Source organism: Brevundimonas sp. TSRC1-1 (assembly GCF_049898245.1).
GTDB classification, from domain to species: Bacteria; Pseudomonadota; Alphaproteobacteria; order Caulobacterales; family Caulobacteraceae; genus Brevundimonas; species Brevundimonas mediterranea_A.
In genome coordinates this window covers 664,926-682,174 of the sequence record NZ_JAFCXI010000002.1, presented here as the reverse complement: position 1 = coordinate 682,174, position 17,249 = coordinate 664,926, and the positions used below count along the sequence as shown (strand labels likewise).

23 protein-coding genes are annotated in these 17,249 nt (G+C 67.4%); 14 read left to right on the top strand and 9 right to left on the bottom strand.

Translation table 11 applies throughout. From position 1 onward, the window contains the following. Positions 1-9 precede the first annotated feature (9 nt). The 9 genes from ACP7CK_RS09310 (at position 10) to truA (ending at position 6,477) form a co-directional block, all read left to right on the top strand. Complete coding sequence (locus ACP7CK_RS09310) at positions 10-1,293, top strand: glycosyltransferase family 4 protein (RefSeq protein ID WP_426025820.1); 1,284 nt, start codon at positions 10-12, stop codon at positions 1,291-1,293. 30 nt (positions 1,294-1,323) lie between these two features. Continuing rightward, entirely contained in the window at positions 1,324-2,496 is a 1,173-nt protein-coding gene (locus tag ACP7CK_RS09305; protein ID WP_426025819.1) for a polysaccharide biosynthesis/export family protein, read from the top strand. A 1-nt stretch (position 2,497) separates the two neighbouring features. Continuing rightward, on the top strand, positions 2,498-3,115 hold the full coding sequence (locus ACP7CK_RS09300) for a hypothetical protein (protein WP_426025818.1): 618 nt from the start codon (positions 2,498-2,500) through the stop codon (positions 3,113-3,115). Positions 3,116-3,148: 33 nt separating this feature from the next. After that, the gene (locus ACP7CK_RS09295) at positions 3,149-3,550 is read left to right on the top strand and encodes an acyl-CoA thioesterase (RefSeq protein ID WP_292148398.1); all 402 of its coding nucleotides are present in this window, start codon (positions 3,149-3,151) and stop codon (positions 3,548-3,550) included. 83 nt (positions 3,551-3,633) lie between these two features. After that, positions 3,634-3,903, top strand: coding sequence for a hypothetical protein (locus tag ACP7CK_RS09290; protein WP_292148397.1), 270 nt, complete (start codon positions 3,634-3,636; stop codon positions 3,901-3,903). 59 nt (positions 3,904-3,962) lie between these two features. Beyond that, entirely contained in the window at positions 3,963-4,541 is a 579-nt protein-coding gene (def, locus tag ACP7CK_RS09285) for a peptide deformylase (protein ID WP_426025817.1), read from the top strand. Further along, a complete protein-coding gene (locus tag ACP7CK_RS09280) occupies positions 4,541-4,783 on the top strand; it encodes a hypothetical protein (protein ID WP_426025816.1) in 243 nt (80 codons plus the stop codon). Before def ends, ACP7CK_RS09280 begins: the two co-directional genes overlap by 1 nt. Before the next feature lie 27 nt (positions 4,784-4,810). Beyond that, positions 4,811-5,734, top strand: a complete 924-nt coding sequence (gene fmt / locus ACP7CK_RS09275; protein WP_426025815.1) for a methionyl-tRNA formyltransferase — start codon at positions 4,811-4,813, stop codon at positions 5,732-5,734. Beyond that, positions 5,734-6,477 carry a tRNA pseudouridine(38-40) synthase TruA gene (gene truA, locus ACP7CK_RS09270; RefSeq protein ID WP_426025814.1) on the top strand — a complete coding sequence of 248 codons (744 nt, stop codon included), beginning with the start codon at positions 5,734-5,736 and terminating at the stop codon, positions 6,475-6,477. The genes fmt and truA overlap by 1 nt, the downstream gene beginning before the upstream one ends. Positions 6,478-6,495: 18 nt before the next feature. Here the strand turns inward: truA and ACP7CK_RS09265 are convergent, their stop codons facing one another. Beyond that, positions 6,496-7,539 carry an aspartate-semialdehyde dehydrogenase gene (locus ACP7CK_RS09265; protein ID WP_426025813.1) on the bottom strand — a complete coding sequence of 348 codons (1,044 nt, stop codon included), beginning with the start codon at positions 7,537-7,539 and terminating at the stop codon, positions 6,496-6,498. Positions 7,540-8,045: 506 nt separating this feature from the next. Further along, positions 8,046-8,186, bottom strand: coding sequence for a hypothetical protein (locus ACP7CK_RS09260; RefSeq protein WP_426025812.1), 141 nt, complete (start codon positions 8,184-8,186; stop codon positions 8,046-8,048). A gap of 214 nt (positions 8,187-8,400) precedes the next feature. Here ACP7CK_RS09260 and ACP7CK_RS09255 point away from each other — a divergent pair, with 214 nt between their 5' ends. Both ACP7CK_RS09255 and ACP7CK_RS09250 read left to right on the top strand, forming a co-directional pair. Next, the gene (locus ACP7CK_RS09255) at positions 8,401-8,706 is read left to right on the top strand and encodes a hypothetical protein (protein WP_426025811.1); all 306 of its coding nucleotides are present in this window, start codon (positions 8,401-8,403) and stop codon (positions 8,704-8,706) included. 158 nt (positions 8,707-8,864) lie between these two features. Then, positions 8,865-9,296 carry a hypothetical protein gene (locus ACP7CK_RS09250; protein WP_426025810.1) on the top strand — a complete coding sequence of 144 codons (432 nt, stop codon included), beginning with the start codon at positions 8,865-8,867 and terminating at the stop codon, positions 9,294-9,296. A 380-nt stretch (positions 9,297-9,676) separates the two neighbouring features. Here ACP7CK_RS09250 and ACP7CK_RS09245 read toward each other — a convergent pair whose 3' ends face one another. From ACP7CK_RS09245 to ACP7CK_RS09230, 4 genes are all read right to left on the bottom strand, one after another. After that, positions 9,677-10,063 (bottom strand): GNAT family N-acetyltransferase, encoded by a 387-nt coding sequence (locus ACP7CK_RS09245; protein ID WP_426025809.1) that lies wholly within the window; start codon positions 10,061-10,063, stop codon positions 9,677-9,679. Positions 10,064-10,138: 75 nt separating this feature from the next. Next, positions 10,139-11,356, bottom strand: coding sequence for a beta-ketoacyl-ACP synthase I (fabB, locus tag ACP7CK_RS09240; protein ID WP_426025808.1), 1,218 nt, complete (start codon positions 11,354-11,356; stop codon positions 10,139-10,141). 77 nt (positions 11,357-11,433) lie between these two features. Beyond that, positions 11,434-11,970 (bottom strand): 3-hydroxyacyl-[acyl-carrier-protein] dehydratase FabA, encoded by a 537-nt coding sequence (gene fabA, locus ACP7CK_RS09235; RefSeq protein ID WP_426025807.1) that lies wholly within the window; start codon positions 11,968-11,970, stop codon positions 11,434-11,436. Positions 11,971-12,047: 77 nt separating this feature from the next. Continuing rightward, positions 12,048-12,620 (bottom strand): SH3 domain-containing protein, encoded by a 573-nt coding sequence (locus ACP7CK_RS09230; protein ID WP_008262295.1) that lies wholly within the window; start codon positions 12,618-12,620, stop codon positions 12,048-12,050. 66 nt (positions 12,621-12,686) lie between these two features. Here ACP7CK_RS09230 and ACP7CK_RS09225 point away from each other — a divergent pair, with 66 nt between their 5' ends. Together ACP7CK_RS09225 and ACP7CK_RS09220 are read left to right on the top strand one after the other, a co-directional pair. Next, entirely contained in the window at positions 12,687-13,673 is a 987-nt protein-coding gene (locus ACP7CK_RS09225) for a 2-hydroxyacid dehydrogenase (RefSeq protein ID WP_426025806.1), read from the top strand. Positions 13,674-13,743: 70 nt separating this feature from the next. Continuing rightward, positions 13,744-14,403, top strand: a complete 660-nt coding sequence (locus tag ACP7CK_RS09220) for a DMP19 family protein (protein ID WP_426025805.1) — start codon at positions 13,744-13,746, stop codon at positions 14,401-14,403. Between the two features lie 10 nt (positions 14,404-14,413). Here the strand turns inward: ACP7CK_RS09220 and ACP7CK_RS09215 are convergent, their stop codons facing one another. After that, a complete protein-coding gene (locus tag ACP7CK_RS09215) occupies positions 14,414-15,619 on the bottom strand; it encodes a DUF6880 family protein (RefSeq protein ID WP_426025804.1) in 1,206 nt (401 codons plus the stop codon). A gap of 119 nt (positions 15,620-15,738) precedes the next feature. Here ACP7CK_RS09215 and ACP7CK_RS09210 point away from each other — a divergent pair, with 119 nt between their 5' ends. Further along, on the top strand, positions 15,739-15,990 hold the full coding sequence (locus ACP7CK_RS09210; RefSeq protein ID WP_292148382.1) for a hypothetical protein: 252 nt from the start codon (positions 15,739-15,741) through the stop codon (positions 15,988-15,990). A 3-nt stretch (positions 15,991-15,993) separates the two neighbouring features. Here ACP7CK_RS09210 and ACP7CK_RS09205 read toward each other — a convergent pair whose 3' ends face one another. Together ACP7CK_RS09205 and ACP7CK_RS09200 are read right to left on the bottom strand one after the other, a co-directional pair. Then, positions 15,994-16,731 (bottom strand): HesA/MoeB/ThiF family protein, encoded by a 738-nt coding sequence (locus ACP7CK_RS09205; RefSeq protein WP_426025803.1) that lies wholly within the window; start codon positions 16,729-16,731, stop codon positions 15,994-15,996. Positions 16,732-16,769: 38 nt separating this feature from the next. Then, complete coding sequence (locus tag ACP7CK_RS09200) at positions 16,770-17,180, bottom strand: BLUF domain-containing protein (protein WP_426025802.1); 411 nt, start codon at positions 17,178-17,180, stop codon at positions 16,770-16,772. Positions 17,181-17,249 lie beyond the last annotated feature (69 nt).

The following is a 17,249-nucleotide window of genomic DNA, read 5'->3' as shown; positions in this document are numbered from 1 at the left end:
ACCCCGATCATGCGAATCCTCTACGACGCCAGCCGGCTGATGAGCCGGGCCGACCGCTCCGCCCCCACGGGAGTCGATCGGGTCTGTCTGGCCTATGCCGAATGGCTGCTGTCCCGCCCCGACGTCGTCACCATACCGGTGCGGGGCCGCAAGAACAGACTGGTGGCGGTCGACACCGAGTGGTTCCGCCGGTTCGTCGGCGAACTGCGGGCGCGGTGGAACGGGGCTGCGGATGCGTCGGGCGATCCGGCGCACGAGGCGCGGCTGCTGGCCGCGCTGACCGCATCGGTTCGCCCGAACCAGTCGGTGATCAGCCCGCCGCCCGCGCCGTCACTCAAGAAGCCGGCGGACAGAAGCCGGGTGCTGAAACAGTTTTTCCGCTCGCGCCATGTCATCGCACCGCCGCCCGCCGATCTCTATCTCAACGTGGGCCACACAACGCTGCACGAGCCGACGGCCTTGATTGAGCTGGAGGCGGCGGGTGTGGAACGGGTTGTTCTGCTCCACGACTTGATTCCGATCACCCATCCGGAATTCTGCCGTGCCGGCGACGGCGCCAAACATCACGCCCGGGTCGCCAACACCCTGCGATACGCCAGCCGCGTCATCGTCAACTCGGCCTCCACAGGCGACGAGCTGCGCGCCTTCGCCTCTCGCGAAGGCCTGCCTCAACCGCCCGTCCATGTCGCGCACCTTGGGTTGGAGCCCGTCTTCATCGACGGCGACATCGTAGAGACGACCCGACCGTATTTCGTTCATGTCGGCACGATCGAGGCCCGCAAGAATCTGGCGCTTCTACTGACCGTCTGGCGGCGGCTGGAAGAACGGCTGGGCGAGAGGACGCCGTCCCTTGTGCTGGTCGGGCGCTACGGTTGGGAGAATGAGGCGGTGCTGGATCATCTGGAACGGTCCCCGAACCTGCAAGGCGTCGTGCACCAGGCGTCCAACCTCTCCGACGTCCTGCTGGCGCGGTTGATGCGGGGGGCGCGGGCGGTTCTGGCGCCGTCTTCGGTCGAAGGCTTCGACCTCCCGGCGGTCGAGGCCCGCGCCATGGGGCTGTCCCTGCTCGCTTCGGACATTCCGGCCCACCGCGAACTCACGCCCGATGCGGCGCTGATCGATCCGCTGGATGGGCTCGGCTGGCTGGCGGCGGTCGAACGCGCCGCCCAGGAAAGACCCGCGCCGCCGACGCCTCAGTCCGCCCCGTCCTGGGCGGGACATTTCGACATCGTCGCCGAGGCCATCGGCCTATCGCCGGCTTCGCCTCTGGCGGGCGTCTCCAAAGACTTGTAATCAGTCCGCGAACAAGGGCCGTCCTGCTTCATGACTCGCACCATCCTCCCCCTCGCCATCGTCGCCATTCTGGGCGGGTGCTCCACCCTGCCGCGTGACGGACCTTCAGGCGCCTCGATCAACGCCGGCGCCACGACGCCCCAGGCTCTGGGCAGCTACGCTCTGGTGCCCCTCACCTATGAAGCCACCGAACGGATGAAGGCGGTGCCGCCCCAGTTCTTCGGCACCCTGGTCGCCGCCTCCAGCGAGCAGCCGGCCGATGTGATCGGCATTGGCGACACCCTGGCCATCTCGATCTACGATCCCTCGGGCTCCCTGTTCGGCGGCGCGCTCGGCAGCGGCTCCAGCGCCAATCGCACTCTGTCGACCCTGTCCGGCGGGTCCCAGGCCCTGCCGGGCGTGACCGTCGACCGCAGCGGCTCGGTCGCCGTGCCCTTCGCCGGTCAGGTCCGCGTCCAGGGTCTGACGGCGCCCCAGGCGGCGGCGGCCGTTCGGCGCGCCCTGGTCGGCAAGGTCGCCAATCCCCAGGTTCTGGTCGGCATCGCCGACAACGCCTCCAATACGGTCAATGTCTTCGGCGACGTGCGCCGGCCCGGTCGCGCGCCGCTGGGCGTCAACAGCGACCGGATTCTGGACGTGATCGCCGCCGCCGGCGGCTCCGCGCGTGAAACCGACGACCTGACCATCAGCGTCCAACGCGGCAGCCAGACCTATACGGCCCCCATGACCGCCGTGACGACGGAGTTCGGCGAGAACGTCCGCCTGCAACGCGGCGACGTGATCAATGTCCAGTACAAGCCGCGCCGCTTCTCGACCTTCGGCGCCCTGAATGCGGTGACGCAGGTCGACATGCCCGCCGGGGTCATGACCCTGACCGGCGCCATGTCGAAGGTCGGCGGACTGAACACCAATACAGCCAACGCCCGTCGTGTGATGGTCTTCCGCTTCGAGCGTCCGGAAGTGGCGCAAGCCCTGGGGATCAACCAGCCCGCTACCCCGCGGGGCGTGCCCGTGGTCTATGAGCTGAACTTCAACGAGGCGGCCAACGTCTTCGCCGCCACCAATATGCAGATCATGCCGGAAGACGTGATCTATGTGCCCCTGGCCGGCGCTGCCGAGGCGCGGAAATTCTTCGAGTTCGTTCAGACTGTCACTCGCGTGGTCTATGACGTGTCGGTGACCAGCGCCGTCAACATCGACTGAGGTGCCGGGGCGCTGGCGGAGCCTGCTGTCCCAACTGAGCGGCCCCGCGTCCGGTCGCCTTAGAAGGACAGACGACGACAGCGCGGCGGCGGCTCCCTTCGACCGTCCGTCCGATCTCGAGCCGTCTGCGCCAGACCCTCTAGAGATCGCGCTCGTCGAGATCGAGACCGGCGCGCTGGAGGTCTATGCCCGCGCCGGCCTCCCGACTAAGCCGGGCCATTACCGCAAGCCGCCGGGCACGGAGGCTTGGACCTTCATCGCCGCCACGCTGTCACCAGAGGCGCGCTTCGCCCTGACGCTGGACCATCCCTCAGAGATGGGTTGGCGCTTCGCCCGCCTGCAGGACCTGGGCGCGCGGTCCGGCCGGGCGGACCTTCGCGCGGCGTCCCGTCTGCTGAACGAGATCGCTGATCTGCGGGCCGCCCGCCGCGGGATCCTGAAAGAAGATCATCTGTTGATCGCGCTGGAATTGGGCGGCGCCTGGCGCGCGCTCAGGGACTCAAAGGCCGTAACCGCGTCGCGCCTGACCCTGACGCCTCCCCGATCCGAACCGCCCAAGGCCGCTAAGACGCCCCGGAAACCCCGTGCGAAGCGCGACAAGTCGTCCGAGGCGCGCTAGGAACGCCGCCTTCCCGAACGCCAGAGTCTGCCCATGTCCGACGCGCCCGAATATCCGCCCGAGACCCGTCCGGTCGGACGCATCATCGCCATGCCGGCGGACACCAACCCCGAAGGCGACATCTTCGGCGGCTGGCTGCTGGCCCAGATGGACGTCGCGGGCGCCACCCCGGCCTTCGAACTGGCCCAGGGCCGCTGCGCCACCGTGGCCCTGGACGGCATGGTGTTTCACCAGCCGGTCGCGGTCGGCGACGAGGTCAGCATCTACGCCGACGTCATCAGCACCGGCCGCACTTCGATCCGCATCCACGTCGAGGCCTGGAAACGCGCGCGCGGTCAGCCCCTGGCGACCTCGGTCCGCGTGACCCAGGGCGTCTTCACCTATGTGGCCATCGACGAGAACCGCAAGCCGCGCCCGCTGCCAGGCAAGGACTAGGCGGGCCCCTCAAGGTCTGGCGTCGTCCGGTTGACAGTGGCGCAGCCGGACCACCAAATGCTCAGGCCGTTTGGGGGAACAGCATGGTCATCATCGCCGCCTATATCGCGGGTCTCTTTCTGATTTTGCGGGAGGGCGTTCCGTGGCTTAAAGCGCGAGCGTCCGGGGTCATCTACACACGCGGCCACCGACGCCATAAGGTGTTGCGCGCGGAAGAGCCGGAACGCTTCGCCGCCCTGGCCGCGAACCGGTTTCGAGCCATGGGCGTCGGCGCACTGGTTCTGGCGCTCGCCGTCGGCTGGACCGTTTGGAGCGTCTTCGGCGCCGCTTTGCAGGCGGTTGCTCCGCTGTAGAACAGCGTGCGGCGCCTGGAAATCTTGACCTGCCGCCGACGCGCGCCTACGTCCCGGCCATGGCCCTCCGACGTATCCTCACCATCGACATCCCCGCCGACCTGGCGATTCTGAAACAGGTCTCCAAGCCCGTCGCCGCCGTGGACGACGCGGTGCGTGCGCTGATGGACGACATGCTGGAGACCATGTACGCCGCGCCGGGCATCGGCTTGGCCGCCGTTCAGATCGGGGCGCTGGACCGGGTCATCGTCATGGATCTGGGCGATCGCGACGGAACCGTCTGCGAAACCGAGGAAGAAGACACGTCGGAGGCCGCCGAGGCGCGCAAGAACCCGCGTTTCTTCGCCAATCCGGAAATCCTGTGGACCTCGGACGAACTCTACACCTACGAAGAGGGTTGCCTGTCGATCCCCGAGTATTTCGACAAGGTGGAACGCCCCGCCCGCGTCCGCATTCGCTATCTGAACCGTGACGGTCAGTCGGTGGAGGAGGAGGCTTCGGGCCTCTACGCCGTCTGCATCCAGCACGAGATGGACCACCTTAACGGCGCGCTCTTCATCGACCACCTGTCGCGGCTGAAGCGGGATCGCGCCGTGACCAAGGTCAAGAAGGCCGCCCGCGACAGGATCGCCGCCTGATGACCCGACGCCCCACTCGCCCCATCCGCCGCGGCCAGTCCCTGGTCATCGACACCCAAGGCCGCCGTCGCCTGACCCGCAGCCAGAAGATCGGCGTCGCCGGGGTCGCGACCCTGGCCGGCGTCGCCCTGCTGGGCGTGGTGGCGGGCCTGCTGCTGGACCGGCTGCTGGACTTCGACGACGCCCTGGACGCCGGCGGCGAGTGGGACGAGGGCGGCGGCGTCTTCACCCGCTGGCAGTAGGCGGCCTAAAGTTCTAAAGGCGTGCCCATGCGCCTTGCCTTCATGGGAACTCCCGATTTCGCCGTGCCGTCCCTGGCCGAGCTTCTCGCCTCGGGCCACGAGATCGTCGCCGTCTATTCGCAGCCGCCGCGCCCCAGGGGCAGGGGCCAGAAGCTGACGCCGTCGCCGGTTCACGCCTTCGCTGAAACCATGGGCCTGCCCGTCTTCACGCCCGAGAGCATGAAGTCGCCCGAGGCCGTCGCCGACTTCCAGAGCCTGGATCTCGACGCCGCCTGCGTCGTCGCCTACGGCCAGATCCTGAACGCCGAGGTGCTGGCCGCGCCCCGGCTGGGCTGTCTGAACCTGCACGGCTCGCTTCTGCCCCGCTGGCGCGGCGCGGCGCCGATCCAGAGGGCCATTATGGCCGGCGACGCCGAGACCGGGGTCCAGATCATGCAGATGAGCCTGGGCCTGGACGAAGGCCCGATCCTGCTGGGCGAGGTGATGGACATCCGGCCCGACGACACGGCCGCCAGCCTGTCCGAACGCATGGCCCATGTCGGCGCCGGCCTGTGGCCCCGGGCCCTGGCCGCCATCGATCGCGGCGGCGTCACGCCGACCGAACAGGTCGGCGAACCGACCTATGCCCGCAAGATCACCCCCGCCGAGGCCCGCATCGACTGGACCCGTCCGGCGGCCGAGGTGGACGCCCATATCCGCGGCCTGTCGCCCTTCCCCGGCGCCTGGTTCGAGGCCCCGTCTGAGGCTGGCCCGGTTCGGGTCAAGGCCCTGCTGTCGGCCGTGGCCGACGGATCAGGCGCGCCCGGCGCGGCGCTGGACGACGCCCTGACCGTCGCCTGCGGCGCCGGCTCCGTGCGACTGCTCCGGGTCCAGCGCGAGGGCAAGGCGGCGCAATCGGCCGAGGAAATGCTGCGCGGCTTCCCCCTGCCGGCCGGGACCGTGCTCGGCTGATGCCGCGCTACAAGCTGACCCTCGAATACGACGGCACGGCCTACAACGGCTTCCAGGCCCAGGAGGACCAGCCGACGGTCCAGGGCGCGGTCGAGGCCGCCATACTGGCTTTTTCGGGCGAGCGTATCCGCATCGCTGCGGCGGGCCGCACCGACACCGGCGTCCATGCGACAGCCCAGGTGATCCACGCCGATCTGGAGCGCGACTGGCCGGTGGACACCGTCCTGAACGCCGTCAACGCCCATCTGATCAAACAGGACGTCTGCGTCCTGTCGGCCGAATACGCGCCCGATCCCGACTGGCACGCCCGCTTCTCCGCCACCGGGCGGGGCTATCTGTACCGGATCCTGAACCGTCGGCCCCAGCCGGTGCTGGAGCGCGACCGGGTCTGGCACGTCAAGAAGAGCCTGGACGCCGAGGCCATGCACCATGCGGCCCAGGTGCTGGTGGGCCTGCACGACTTCACCACCTTCCGCGACGTGGGCTGCCAGTCCAAGTCGCCGGTCAAGACCCTGGATGTGGCCCGCGTCTCCCGCTTCGGCGAGGAGGTGCATCTGGTCTTCCAGGCCCGCAGCTTCCTGCACCGCCAGGTCCGGTCGATGGCCGGCACCCTGGTCGAGGTGGGTCTGGGCCGCTGGACCGCCCACGACGTCAAGGCGGCGCTGGAGGCGAGGGACCGCGCCCGGTGCGGCCCCGTCGCCCCCTCGGCGGGGCTCTATCTCAGCGGCGTGCGCTACGACTGAACCCCGCCTGGGGCCGGGTCAGCCGCGCTGCTGAACCAGAACCTCGGCGATCTGCACCGCGTTCAGGGCCGCGCCCTTCCTCAGATTGTCGTTCGAGACGAACAGGGCCAGGCCGTGCTCGACCGTCGGATCGGGGCGCACCCGGCCGACGAAGACCGGGTCCTGGCCCGCCGCCTCCAGCGGGTTCGGCACGGCGGTGACGACCACGCCCGGCGCCTGGGCCAGCAGATCCAGCGCCTGGGCCGCCGACAGCGCCCGATCGAACTCGACATTGATCGACAGGGAGTGGCCGGTGAAGACCGGCACCCGCACACAGGTGCCCGAGACCGGCAGGCCGGGGATCTCCAGGATCTTGCGGCTCTCGTCGCGCAGCTTCAGCTCCTCGTCGGTATAGCCGTCCTCGCCGAGCGTATAGTTCAGGGCCACGACATTGGCGGCGATCGGCACGACCCACTTCTCGGGCGCGCCGAAGTCCACCGCCCCGCCGTCGCGGGCCAGGGCCGCGCCCTGCCCCACGGCCGCGCGCGCCTGGTCCTCCAGTACGCGAATTCCCTCGACCCCGCCGCCCGAGACGGCCTGATAGGTCGAGACCGTCAGACGCTTCAGCCCCGCCGCATCGTGCAGGGGCTTCAGCACCGGCATGGCGGCCATGGTGGTGCAGTTGGGATTGGCGATGATGCCCTTGGGCAGGTCAGCCAGGGCGTGGGGGTTCACCTCGGCGACCACCAGCGGCACCTGGGGGTCGGAGCGCCATGCCGACGAGTTGTCGATCACCACCGCCCCGGCGGCCGCCACCTTGGGCGCCAGGGCCTTGGACGTATCGCCCCCGGCCGAGAAGAAGACGATGTCCAGCCCGGCGTAGTCCGCCGTCGCCGCATCCTCGACCACGATCTCGGTTTCGCCGAAGCGAACCGTCTTGCCCGCCGAGCGGGCCGAGGCGAACAGGCGCAGCGAGGCCAGCGGGAAGTTCCGCTCGGCCAGCAGGCCGCGCATCATCTCGCCGACGAGGCCGGTGGCGCCGACGATGCCGACATGCGGCGGATTGGACGGGGAAAAGGACATTCAGGCGTCTCCTGGAAGGATGGAGGCGCGGGGTTCAGCCGGATCGACCGCCCCGCGCATCGGCGGGGCTTGGGATCGGGGTTCGGCGCTTCAGACCGCGCGCACACCCGAAACCGCCCCGCCGAAGCCGGTGGTTTTCGAGGTAATCGCTTTGGTCATGGTGCGGGTCACGGCGACGCTCTCTAAGGGCAAGGATCGGTCGTGTAAACAGGCTTTTGGAGACAAGACCGGCGCGGCGCTCGGTTTTCGACGGCTCAACGTGCAAAAATCCGTCACCCCACGGCAAAATCATCGGGGGGCCGAAATTGCACTGCACCCCCGAAAACGGTGCAATGTGCAAAAGAGTGCAATTTGGCGAGCCTCCCTTCGATATCGATGGGAAGGATTAGGCCCGCTGGAAAGCGTGGGTGGTTGGAGGCCGAATCTTTCAGTCTGGCGGTTGCTTTGCCGACGGAATATTTGCGGAATTAGGATAGCTGGCTGCCGAAGCGGACCTGAACGCCCCTCTAAACGCAGTCGCCGTTGAACTGGCAAGCGTAGAAAAGTGGGCCGACGATCACGACGAAAGCCAGGAAAAACAGACCAGCGAATATCACGACAATGGCGATCAGCCATTTTGCCCAGAACGGGATAACTGGCAGCTTCAAGGTCGTTTCCTTCCGTTCCACCCGCATAGTCGCTGCGTCAATGAAAGTCCGCAACGGGTCGGACCACGAATCGACACCAGCGCGGAAAGCCGACATCGGCCACACCGCTCAAATGCGGACGCGCCGAACTGCCGCTAGGGGTGGGGAGCGGACTTTGGCCCTTGGCGGGCGCGCAACGCTGGTGCGATATTGCGGGTAGCCGAAGGAGATGATGATGGCGGACGGCTGGCTTGTGCGAGTTGAAATCGAAGCAGGCCGTGGGGAGATTACCCCGTTGGTCTTTGCCGTTGCGATTGTTGACCATCAGGAAGCCATCGAGGCCGCTCGCCGATCCCCCGATGTAGCTCAGGAACAAGCCCGACCGCGAACGCTTGCCGAGCCGTGGCCGATTTTCAGCGCGAACATCGTCGCCCCCATGGACGCGAAGACGGTCCAGAAGTTGAACTTACAACCGGGCGAACTCTGGAATGTTTATCGGCCAGAGATGACCGACCGCATCCGGTTCGCTACGAAACCATAGCTGCCGTTCGCAAGCAGACGTTCTCAAAGTCTGCAACGGGTCGGACCAAGACATCGACACCAGCGCGGAAAGGGGACATCGGCCCCACAGCCCGAAAGCGGACGCGCCGAACTGCGGCTAGGGGTGGGATGCGATCCTATCGCGGGTTACGATGCGGGATGGCAGAAGATCAGATTTCGGTTCAGCGATTAATGGATCGCTTCCGCGATGCGTCGAAGGACATCTTCGACCGCCACTTCGATGACGAGTTCGTCGCGGACCGCTTTGGATGGGTTCAGGACGCCATGTTCCTCGTCATGGTGCTCAACTACTTCGATTTATCCGCGAAGAAGGAAGTCTACCCGGAGCTTGCCATCGCGCCAGAAGACGGTGCGAAGGTGGCCGTCCAAGCTGACAGTAGGCTTGCAGCACTCACGGAGGGTGATGTCCTTCACTACCGCTACTGTTTCGACGAGAAGCAAGACAGCTACGATATGGCCTTCGTCGTCGCGACGGTCGTGCAGGCATCTGACACTGAGCTTATCGGTCACGACGTAGCATTGAGCTATTCAGACTGCCGATTTGTCGGGTCTGTCGATCTCACGAACTAATGTCCGCAACGGGTCGGTCTGCGAAATTGCCGCCGGCTCCGAAACCTGACCTTCCCCCGCACACCTCAGCGGCAGGCACAGCCTCGGCCGCACCCCCGCCGTCATCCTCGGGCTTGACCCGAGGACCGGGCGCTGATCGGGCGCTGCGTCAGGCCCTCGCACAAGCGGCGGCCCCTTCGAACCTCGGGTCAAGCCCGAGGATGACGGATTGGGAGTGAGCGCCTTCCGGTCCAAAGGCGGGCGACACGAAGGGCTGTTCGGGGTCGAAGCATGACTTAAACCTGGGCCGGAAAGCAGACGTTCAGATCGACCCCGCCGGCCATCGTCGTTCTCGACTTGTGGCGACGGTCCAACCTCCCGCAGTTTCCGCAGGACAGCCCTCACAATTCCAGATGCAGGAACTGGCTGAATTCATCCGCCTCGTACCCGGCGAAGGGTCCGCCGTCGATGAAGCCTCGTCGGCGGTACATCGCCAGGGCCGGTTCGAAGGCGTCGCCGCGGCCGGTTTCCAGGCTCAGGCGTTTGACGCCTGCGGCCCGCGCAGTCTCGATGATCTGTTCCAGCAGCACCGCCGCCACGCCGCGCCGCAGATGGTCGGGGTGGGTGCGCATCGACTTCACCTCGGCCTGATCGGCGTCGATCAGCTTCAGGGCGCCGATGCCGGCCAGGGCCTCGCCGTCCCAGGCGCTCCACACCGTGACGTTCGGCTGAAGCAGGCCGGTCAGGTCCAGGGCGTTGACGTGACAGGCCGGAGAATTGGCGTGCATGCCCGACAGGTGGAAGGCCAGCAGGGCGCGAACCGCCTCCCCGCTAGATCATCCACCCGCAGGTCGAACAGGGGCTCAGACCTTGGACAGGATCAGCGTGCCGTTGGTGCCGCCGAAGCCGAAGCTGTTGGACATGACGTGGGTCAGTTCGCCCTCGTGGCGCTGACGCAGGATGGGCATGCCCTCAAAGGCCGGATCCAGGGTCTCGATATGGGCGCTCTCGGCGGCGAAGCCGTTCTGCATCATCAGCAGGCAGTAGATGGCTTCCTGCGCGCCCGCCGCGCCGAGCGAGTGGCCCGTCAGCGACTTGGTCGAGGAGATCATCGGCATCTGGTCGCCGAAGACGGCGCGGACGGCCTCCATTTCCTTGGAGTCGCCGACCGGGGTCGAGGTGCCGTGCGGGTTCAGATAGTCGATCACCGGATTGCCGGCCTGTTCCAGCGCGATCTTCATGCAGCGCTGGGCGCCCTCGCCCGAGGGGGCGACCATGTCGTAGCCGTCGGAATTGGCGCCATAGCCGGTGACTTCGGCCAGAATGGTCGCGCCGCGCGCCTTGGCCCGCTCGTATTCTTCCAGCACCACGATGCCGGCGCCGCCGGCGATGACGAAGCCGTCGCGGTTGACGTCATAGGCGCGCGAGGCGACCGAGGGGGTCTCGTTGAAGTCGGACGACATGGCGCCCATGGCGTCGAACATGTTGGACATGGACCAGTCGATGTCCTCGCAGCCGCCGGCGAAGACCACGTCCTGCTTGCCCCACTGGATCTGCTCGACCCCGGCGCCGATGCAGTGGGCGGAGGTCGCGCAGGCCGAGCTGATCGAATAGTTGACGCCGCGCATCTGGAACCAGGTCGACAGCACCGCCGAGGGGCCGGACGCCATGGCCTTGGGCACGGCGAACGGGCCGATCCGCTTGGGCGAGCCCTTCTCAATGGTGGTGGCCGCCGCCTGCAGGATCACCTGGGTCGAGGGGCCGCCTTCGCCGACGATCAGGCCGATACGGTCGTCCTTGATCTCGTCCGCCGTCATGCCCGACGACTTCAGGGCTTCCTCAAAGGCGATGTGCGCCCAGGCGGTGCCGTTGGCCAGGAAGCGGGCGGCGCGACGGTCGATCAGCTCTTCCCACGGGCCGATCTTGGGCGGGGCCCAGACCTGGCTGCGGAAGCCGTATTTGGCGTGATCGGGCGCATGGACGACGCCCGAACGGGCTTCGCGCAGGGACTGGGTCACCTCTTCGGCGCCGTGGCCGATGGAAGAGACGATGCCCAGGCCGGTGACGACGACACGACGCATGGTGTTTCCTTCTTAAGCTTCTCGACCCGAGCTTCTCGAGCGGGGGCCTTCCGCGCTGTCCGCGGTTATATAGGCGTTTAGGCGCCCGCTTGCTCATCCTTGGCGGCGCCAAAGAGTCCCACCCGCATGTCGTTGCAGGTGTAGATGACCTCGCCGTCGGCCTCCAGCACGCCGTCGGCGATGCCCATGACCAGTTTGCGATTGATGACCCGCTTCAGGTTGATCTTGTAGACCACCTTCTTGATGTCCGGGGTGACCTGGCTCGTGAACTTGACCTCGCCGACGCCCAGGGCGCGGCCGCGGCCCGGACCGCCGATCCAGCCCAGATAGAAGCCGACCAGTTGCCACATGGCGTCCAGGCCCAGGCAGCCGGGCATGACCGGGTCGCCGATGAAGTGGCACTGGAAGAACCAGAGCTCGGGATTGATGTCGAGTTCGGCCTCGACATAGCCCTTGCCGTGCGCGCCGCCGTCGGCCGAGATCTGGGTGATCCGGTCGAACATCAGCATCGGCGGGGCGGGCAGTTGGGCGTTGCCGGGACCGAACAGTTCGCCGCGCCCGGAGGCGAGCAGGGCCTCGTGATCGAAGGACGAGGGATATTGGGACTGGGTCAAGGCGGTTCCGTTACGTCTGCTGTTGCTGGCGGGTTACACGACCGCGCGACTTCGCTCAACACCAAGGGTTACGGCGGTCAGTCCCGACCGGTCCCGGCGGGGCGGTTGGCGTTGCACAGCGCCCTCTGCTGGGTTCCGAACACCGCCCGTTCCTGGACCCAGCCGCGCAGGCGGCGCGCCCGAACCTGGCACCAGCCGTCCTCGCACTCGTCCAGCGACACCAGCGAACGGGGCGACAGGCGCGCCCGCACGGCCGAGGCCTGGGACTTGCCGGCGTGGATCATCACTTCTTCGGGCGAGGTGTTGAAGACGGACCGGCGGCCCGACGACACCGTGCGGTGGATCCAGGCCACGGCCCCGTCCGGGTCGCAAATCTTGCGCCATTCCGTCGTCTCGGCGACCACCTGCACCGGCAGGCCGGCGGCGCGGTATTCCCACAGAATCGGATAGTCCAGCCCCGGTCCCTGACGCGCGCGGACGTGCGACGACTTCAGCGAGATCCAGCGCGGCACCTCCAGCCCCGTCGGCGTTGGCCGGCCGTCGGGCATGGTCGCGCCCGCGCCGGCCATGAGGCCCACGCCCAGAATGGCCAGGGCGAGGGCGCTGCGGCGTCGCAGGCTTTGGAAGATGGCGGAGGCTTTGCTAGACACTGGATGGAACGACCCGTCGCGCGGGCTTTCGATCCTGAAATCGCCGCCCGCTAACCAAGGCCCGCAATGTCCGTCCGCAAGCTTAAGGTCGTATTAACCAGACGCCTGCCCGACGCGGTCGAGACGCGGATGCGCGAGCTTTTCGACGCCGAGCTGAACCTGAAGGACCAGCCGATGGACCGGGCGGCGCTTCAGGCGGCGGTTCAGCGCGCCGAGGTTCTGGTCCCCACCATCACCGACGTCATCGACGCCGACCTGATCAATGGCGCCGGCGACCAGCTGAAGATGATCGCCAACTTCGGCGCCGGGGTAGACCATATCGACATCGACGCGGCCGTGGCGCGCGGCGTCATCGTCACCAACACCCCCGGCGTCCTGACCGAGGACACCGCCGACCTGGCCATGAGCCTGATCCTGGCCGTCAGCCGCCGCATCGTCGAGGGCGCCCAGGTGGTGGCCGAGGGGCGGTTCGAGGGCTGGACCCCGACCTGGATGTGCGGCCGCAAACTGTGGGGCAAGCGGCTGGGGATCGTCGGCATGGGCCGGATCGGCCAGGCCCTGGCTCGTCGCGCCAGGGCCTTCGGCCTGCAGGTCCATTATCACAACAGGAAACCCGTCTCCGCCCTGATCGAGGAGGAACTGGGCGCGACCTATTGGGACGATCTGGACCAGATGCTGGCGCGGATGGACATCGTCTCGCTGAACTGCCCGGCGACGAAAGACACGCATCATCTGCTGTCCGCCGAACGCCTGGCCCGGCTTCAGCCCCACGCCATATTGATCAACACCGCGCGCGGCGATCTGATCGACGAGGCGGCCCTGGCCCAGGCCGTGGCCACCCGCTCCCTGTCCGGCGTCGGCCTGGACGTGTTCGAGAACGAGCCGGCCATCCACCCCGGCCTGCTGGGCCAGCCCAATGTCGTGCTGCTGCCCCATCTGGGCTCGGCGACGCTGGAGGCGCGCCAGGACATGGGCGACCGGGTCATCGCCAATGTCATGACCTACCAGAACGGCCACCGCCCGCCGGACCGGGTGATTCCCGCGATGCTTTAGGGCGCGCTCTAATCGACCGCCCTATATTTGGCGTTCGTTCTGCCTTCTGCCCCAAAGACGAGGAGACGTTGTGTTCTGGAGTTTCATTTCAGCCGTTGGACGTCGGAAGGACAGGCCAGCCCGGAGCAGCGCCCCGTCTCATCAACTCAGCCAAGGGATTCTCGCCTCAGAAATCCTCGTTGATGCGCGAGATGCCAGGAGCGATTCCGCCGAAGTAATCGTCGAGATTTGTATCGATTTCTGCAACTGGTGCCGTCAAGACGCGGCCTTGCTGGTAGAAGAAGTCTGCGCCGACGCCTGGAAAAGCTATTACGTCGATTTTTATCTCGCGCAGGTGAATAACGGCGGACACGGGCAGTTCGCTGGAAACTCGAGCATGAGACCTGCGGAGCTGGATTTCATCGATCAAGGACTGGCCGCCATGGGCGCGGCTGATTTTCTCTCGGTCTTTCGAGACTTCCGTTCTGCAATGGACGCTGACCCGATCTTGCTCGAGGCTGTGATAGAAGGCGGCGGGTTCGGCGACATCCCCCCTGTAATTCAAGCGCTGGATAACCGATTTTTCACCTTGAAGGGCACGCAGCGCCTGCTCGGACAGAATGCGGCATGGTTGAAGTCCTTGCCCTCATGGACGCCCCTTGAGCTAGATGAATTGCGGCGCAGGAAGGCAGCAATTCTTACGGCCAACCGCTTTCGATCGGAGCGAATGACCGCCTCCCTGCGACGCTGAAGGTAAACCTCTAGGGCGCGGCCAGAAGGCGTTCGGCCGCATCCGGATATTTCTGCGCCAGCCGCGCGGCCCAGTCGGCCTTCATCGCCAGGGGCGACCGGACCTCGCGGATGCGGCGTTCGACCAGGGCGGCGGCCTCGCGGTGGACGGGCCAGTCCATCAGGAAGCCCAGGGCGGTCTCGAAATCGGCATAGGCGGCGGCGTGGGCCAGGGCGCGGTCCAGGGCTTCGACGTCGTCGAAGTCCGGCAGGCGGGACAGATAGGTTCGCAGGGCCGGCGCCGACAGGTCGCGTTCGAACAGGACCCAGCGCAGGTCCTGGGCCTCGGCCTTGCGCCCCTCGGCCTCCAGCAGGTCGATGGAGGCCGCCTCCCAAGCCTGGGTCAGGGGCGGCGGTCCGGCGCTCGGCGACCGGCCGAAGGTGAAGCGGCGGTTCGCCGCAGTCGGCTTCAACGCCGCCTCCAGCGCCTGGCGCGCCTCGACCACCCGGCCCGCCGTCAGCAACCGCCGCGCCGCCGCCGCCGCGAAATCCGGCGATCCCTGTTCGTCCGGCGTAACCAAGGACAGCCACAGATCCAGATCCTCGGCCCGATCCGCCAGTCGCCGGACCGCCGTTCGAGCGCCGCGGATGCCCGAACCCGTATCCATCAGCGCCAGCAGAGCCCGCGCCAACTCGGGGCTCAGGGCCTCGCCCGCCGCGCCGATCCAGCGGGCGTAGTCCAGCGGATGGCGTTCGATCGCGGCGGCCAGACGTTCCATCGCGGCCTGATCCATCAGCGCCGTCTGAGCGACGGTCCAAAGCTCGGGCGCCGCCGTCTCAAAGGCGGCCGTCATCTCGCCGCGCGGATCCTTGACCCGCAAAGTCAGCCCACGAAACAGGTCGAACCAGGCGATCAACCGATCCAGCCCGGCGACGGGCGCCGTCGGGGCCAGATCCACCACCACCGCGCGGCGCAGCATGTCGAGGTCGCGCAGCAGGTCCGGCCGTTTGCGCCAGGACACCCGCGCCCGTGCAGACGCCAGGGCCGTCAGCCGCTTGTCCAGCTCAACCGTCAGGGGCTCGACCCCCGCCTCGGCCGCCAGCACCAGCCGCAGCCGCCGCTTCAGCAAGGCGTCGCCGTCCGCCGCCTGCATCAACAGCTCGCCCAGCCGATCCGCCCCCAGGGACGCCAGACTGGCGGCGTTCAGACGTTTGGGCGAAGCGGGACGTCGGGCCATCGGGTCTCCTTTTCACAAGTCTGTCGAACCGGACTCACACGGCTGTCGAAAACCACGGGCAGGGGAGGAACCGCCGCGAGCGAGCTTCGTTTCCGGCGACCAGTCTGAGGAAGCGTGCGTTGGACTCCTACTATTGTATCGTCAACCTGCCGGGCGTTCCGGTGCGTGACATCTGTGTTCTGGGCGCGAGCGACGACACGGCGGCGAATCAGGCTCTGGCCGAGCTCGCCCGGACCTGGGTCGGGTTCGAGACCCTTTATCTGTATTGCGGCGAGCGGCTGGTGACGGTGCTCAGCAACCCCGCCCTGGGCTTCGCCCCGCCCATCCCGGATCTGGATCTGGCGGACGTCCGTTTCGCCACGGCCGCCTGAGGCTCAGCCGCCGCAAACCGGGCAATGGGGGTCGGCCGTCACCCGCACCGTCCGCGCCGTTCCCGCCAGGCCGTCATACAGCATCAGCCGCCCGGCCAGGGCCTCGCCCGCCCCGGTGATCAGCTTGATGGTCTCCAGCGCCGCCATCGATCCGACCACGCCCGCCAGGGCGCCGACCACGCCGACACGGGCGCAGGTCTCGGCGTCCGGCGGGATCTCGGGCACCAGGCACTGGTAACAGGGCCGACCGGCGAACACCCCCACCTGGCCGCTCCATCTCCCCAGCGCGCCCGAGACCAGAGGCTTGTCGGCCGCCACGCAGGCGGCGTTGACGATCAGCCGGGTCTCGAAATCATCGGTCCCGTCCAGCACGATGTCGAAACCGTCGATCCGATCGGCGGCGTTGTCCGGCGTCAGCCGTTCGGCGAAGGTCTGGGTCGTCACATGCGGGTTCAGCCCGCCCAGGCGTTCGGCGGCCGCTTCGACCTTGGGCCGGCCCACCTCGGGCGTGGAAAAGGCGATCTGGCGCTGCAGGTTCGACAAACCCACCACGTCGTCGTCGATCAGACCCAACGTCCCGACGCCGGCTGCGGCCAGATAGAGGGCCGCCGGCGCGCCCACGCCGCCGGCCCCGACGATCAGCACCCGCGCGCGCTTCAGGGCCTGCTGGCCCGGCCCCCCGATCTCGGACAGGACCAGATGGCGGGCGTAGCGTTCGACTTCGTCTTCAGAGAAAACCATGCCCTTCTCTAGCGAGCGGCAGGCTTGGGCGCGAGGCCTCAGGAGACGGCGGCCAGGCTCCGGCTCGCCTCCGACACGATCCTGTCGGCGCTCGCGCTCACGCTCGGATGATCCAGCCCCTCGGCCAGCAGGCGCTCCAGCCCCGGCGACGCGTCCGTCTGGGCCATGGCCCAACCCGGGAACAGGCGCTGATCGATCACAAGCTCGGCGAGGATGCGGATATTGGTGTGGCGTCGATCGGCGCGCAGCCGGCCCATCAACCGATCCAGGTCGACCCGCGCGCCCTCAATGGCCTGAAAGAACCGGCCGTCGTGGCGCATCAGCACCCCGGTCACATGATCCCGGCGATTGTTCCGGTCCGACGCGCCGATGATGTCGATCAGGGGCAGCAGGCCCACGCCCGCGTCGCCCACGGCGTCGCTGACATAGACAACACGGAACAAACTCATTGATTACTCTTACGCTTTTACAATTTACAGCCACAAGGACCGAAGTAAGGCCATAGAGTTAACGAAACA

Bases quoted from the DNA above. Each gene is read 5' to 3' on its own strand.
- ACP7CK_RS09310 (WP_426025820.1), top strand. From the start codon at position 10: ATGCGAATCCTCTACGACGCCAGCCGGCTGATGAGCCGGGCCGACCGC.
- ACP7CK_RS09305 (WP_426025819.1), top strand. From the start codon at position 1,324: ATGACTCGCACCATCCTCCCCCTCGCCATCGTCGCCATTCTGGGCGGG.
- ACP7CK_RS09295 (WP_292148398.1), top strand. From the start codon at position 3,149: ATGTCCGACGCGCCCGAATATCCGCCCGAGACCCGTCCGGTCGGACGC.
- ACP7CK_RS09290 (WP_292148397.1), top strand. From the start codon at position 3,634: ATGGTCATCATCGCCGCCTATATCGCGGGTCTCTTTCTGATTTTGCGG.
- def (WP_426025817.1), top strand. From the start codon at position 3,963: ATGGCCCTCCGACGTATCCTCACCATCGACATCCCCGCCGACCTGGCG.
- ACP7CK_RS09280 (WP_426025816.1), top strand. From the start codon at position 4,541: ATGACCCGACGCCCCACTCGCCCCATCCGCCGCGGCCAGTCCCTGGTC.
- fmt (WP_426025815.1), top strand. From the start codon at position 4,811: ATGCGCCTTGCCTTCATGGGAACTCCCGATTTCGCCGTGCCGTCCCTG.
- truA (WP_426025814.1), top strand. From the start codon at position 5,734: ATGCCGCGCTACAAGCTGACCCTCGAATACGACGGCACGGCCTACAAC.
- ACP7CK_RS09265 (WP_426025813.1), bottom strand. From the start codon at position 7,539: ATGTCCTTTTCCCCGTCCAATCCGCCGCATGTCGGCATCGTCGGCGCC.
- ACP7CK_RS09255 (WP_426025811.1), top strand. From the start codon at position 8,401: ATGGCGGACGGCTGGCTTGTGCGAGTTGAAATCGAAGCAGGCCGTGGG.
- ACP7CK_RS09250 (WP_426025810.1), top strand. From the start codon at position 8,865: ATGGCAGAAGATCAGATTTCGGTTCAGCGATTAATGGATCGCTTCCGC.
- ACP7CK_RS09245 (WP_426025809.1), bottom strand. From the start codon at position 10,063: ATGCACGCCAATTCTCCGGCCTGTCACGTCAACGCCCTGGACCTGACC.
- fabB (WP_426025808.1), bottom strand. From the start codon at position 11,356: ATGCGTCGTGTCGTCGTCACCGGCCTGGGCATCGTCTCTTCCATCGGC.
- ACP7CK_RS09225 (WP_426025806.1), top strand. From the start codon at position 12,687: ATGTCCGTCCGCAAGCTTAAGGTCGTATTAACCAGACGCCTGCCCGAC.
- ACP7CK_RS09215 (WP_426025804.1), bottom strand. From the start codon at position 15,619: ATGGCCCGACGTCCCGCTTCGCCCAAACGTCTGAACGCCGCCAGTCTG.
- ACP7CK_RS09205 (WP_426025803.1), bottom strand. From the start codon at position 16,731: ATGGTTTTCTCTGAAGACGAAGTCGAACGCTACGCCCGCCATCTGGTC.
- ACP7CK_RS09200 (WP_426025802.1), bottom strand. From the start codon at position 17,180: ATGAGTTTGTTCCGTGTTGTCTATGTCAGCGACGCCGTGGGCGACGCG.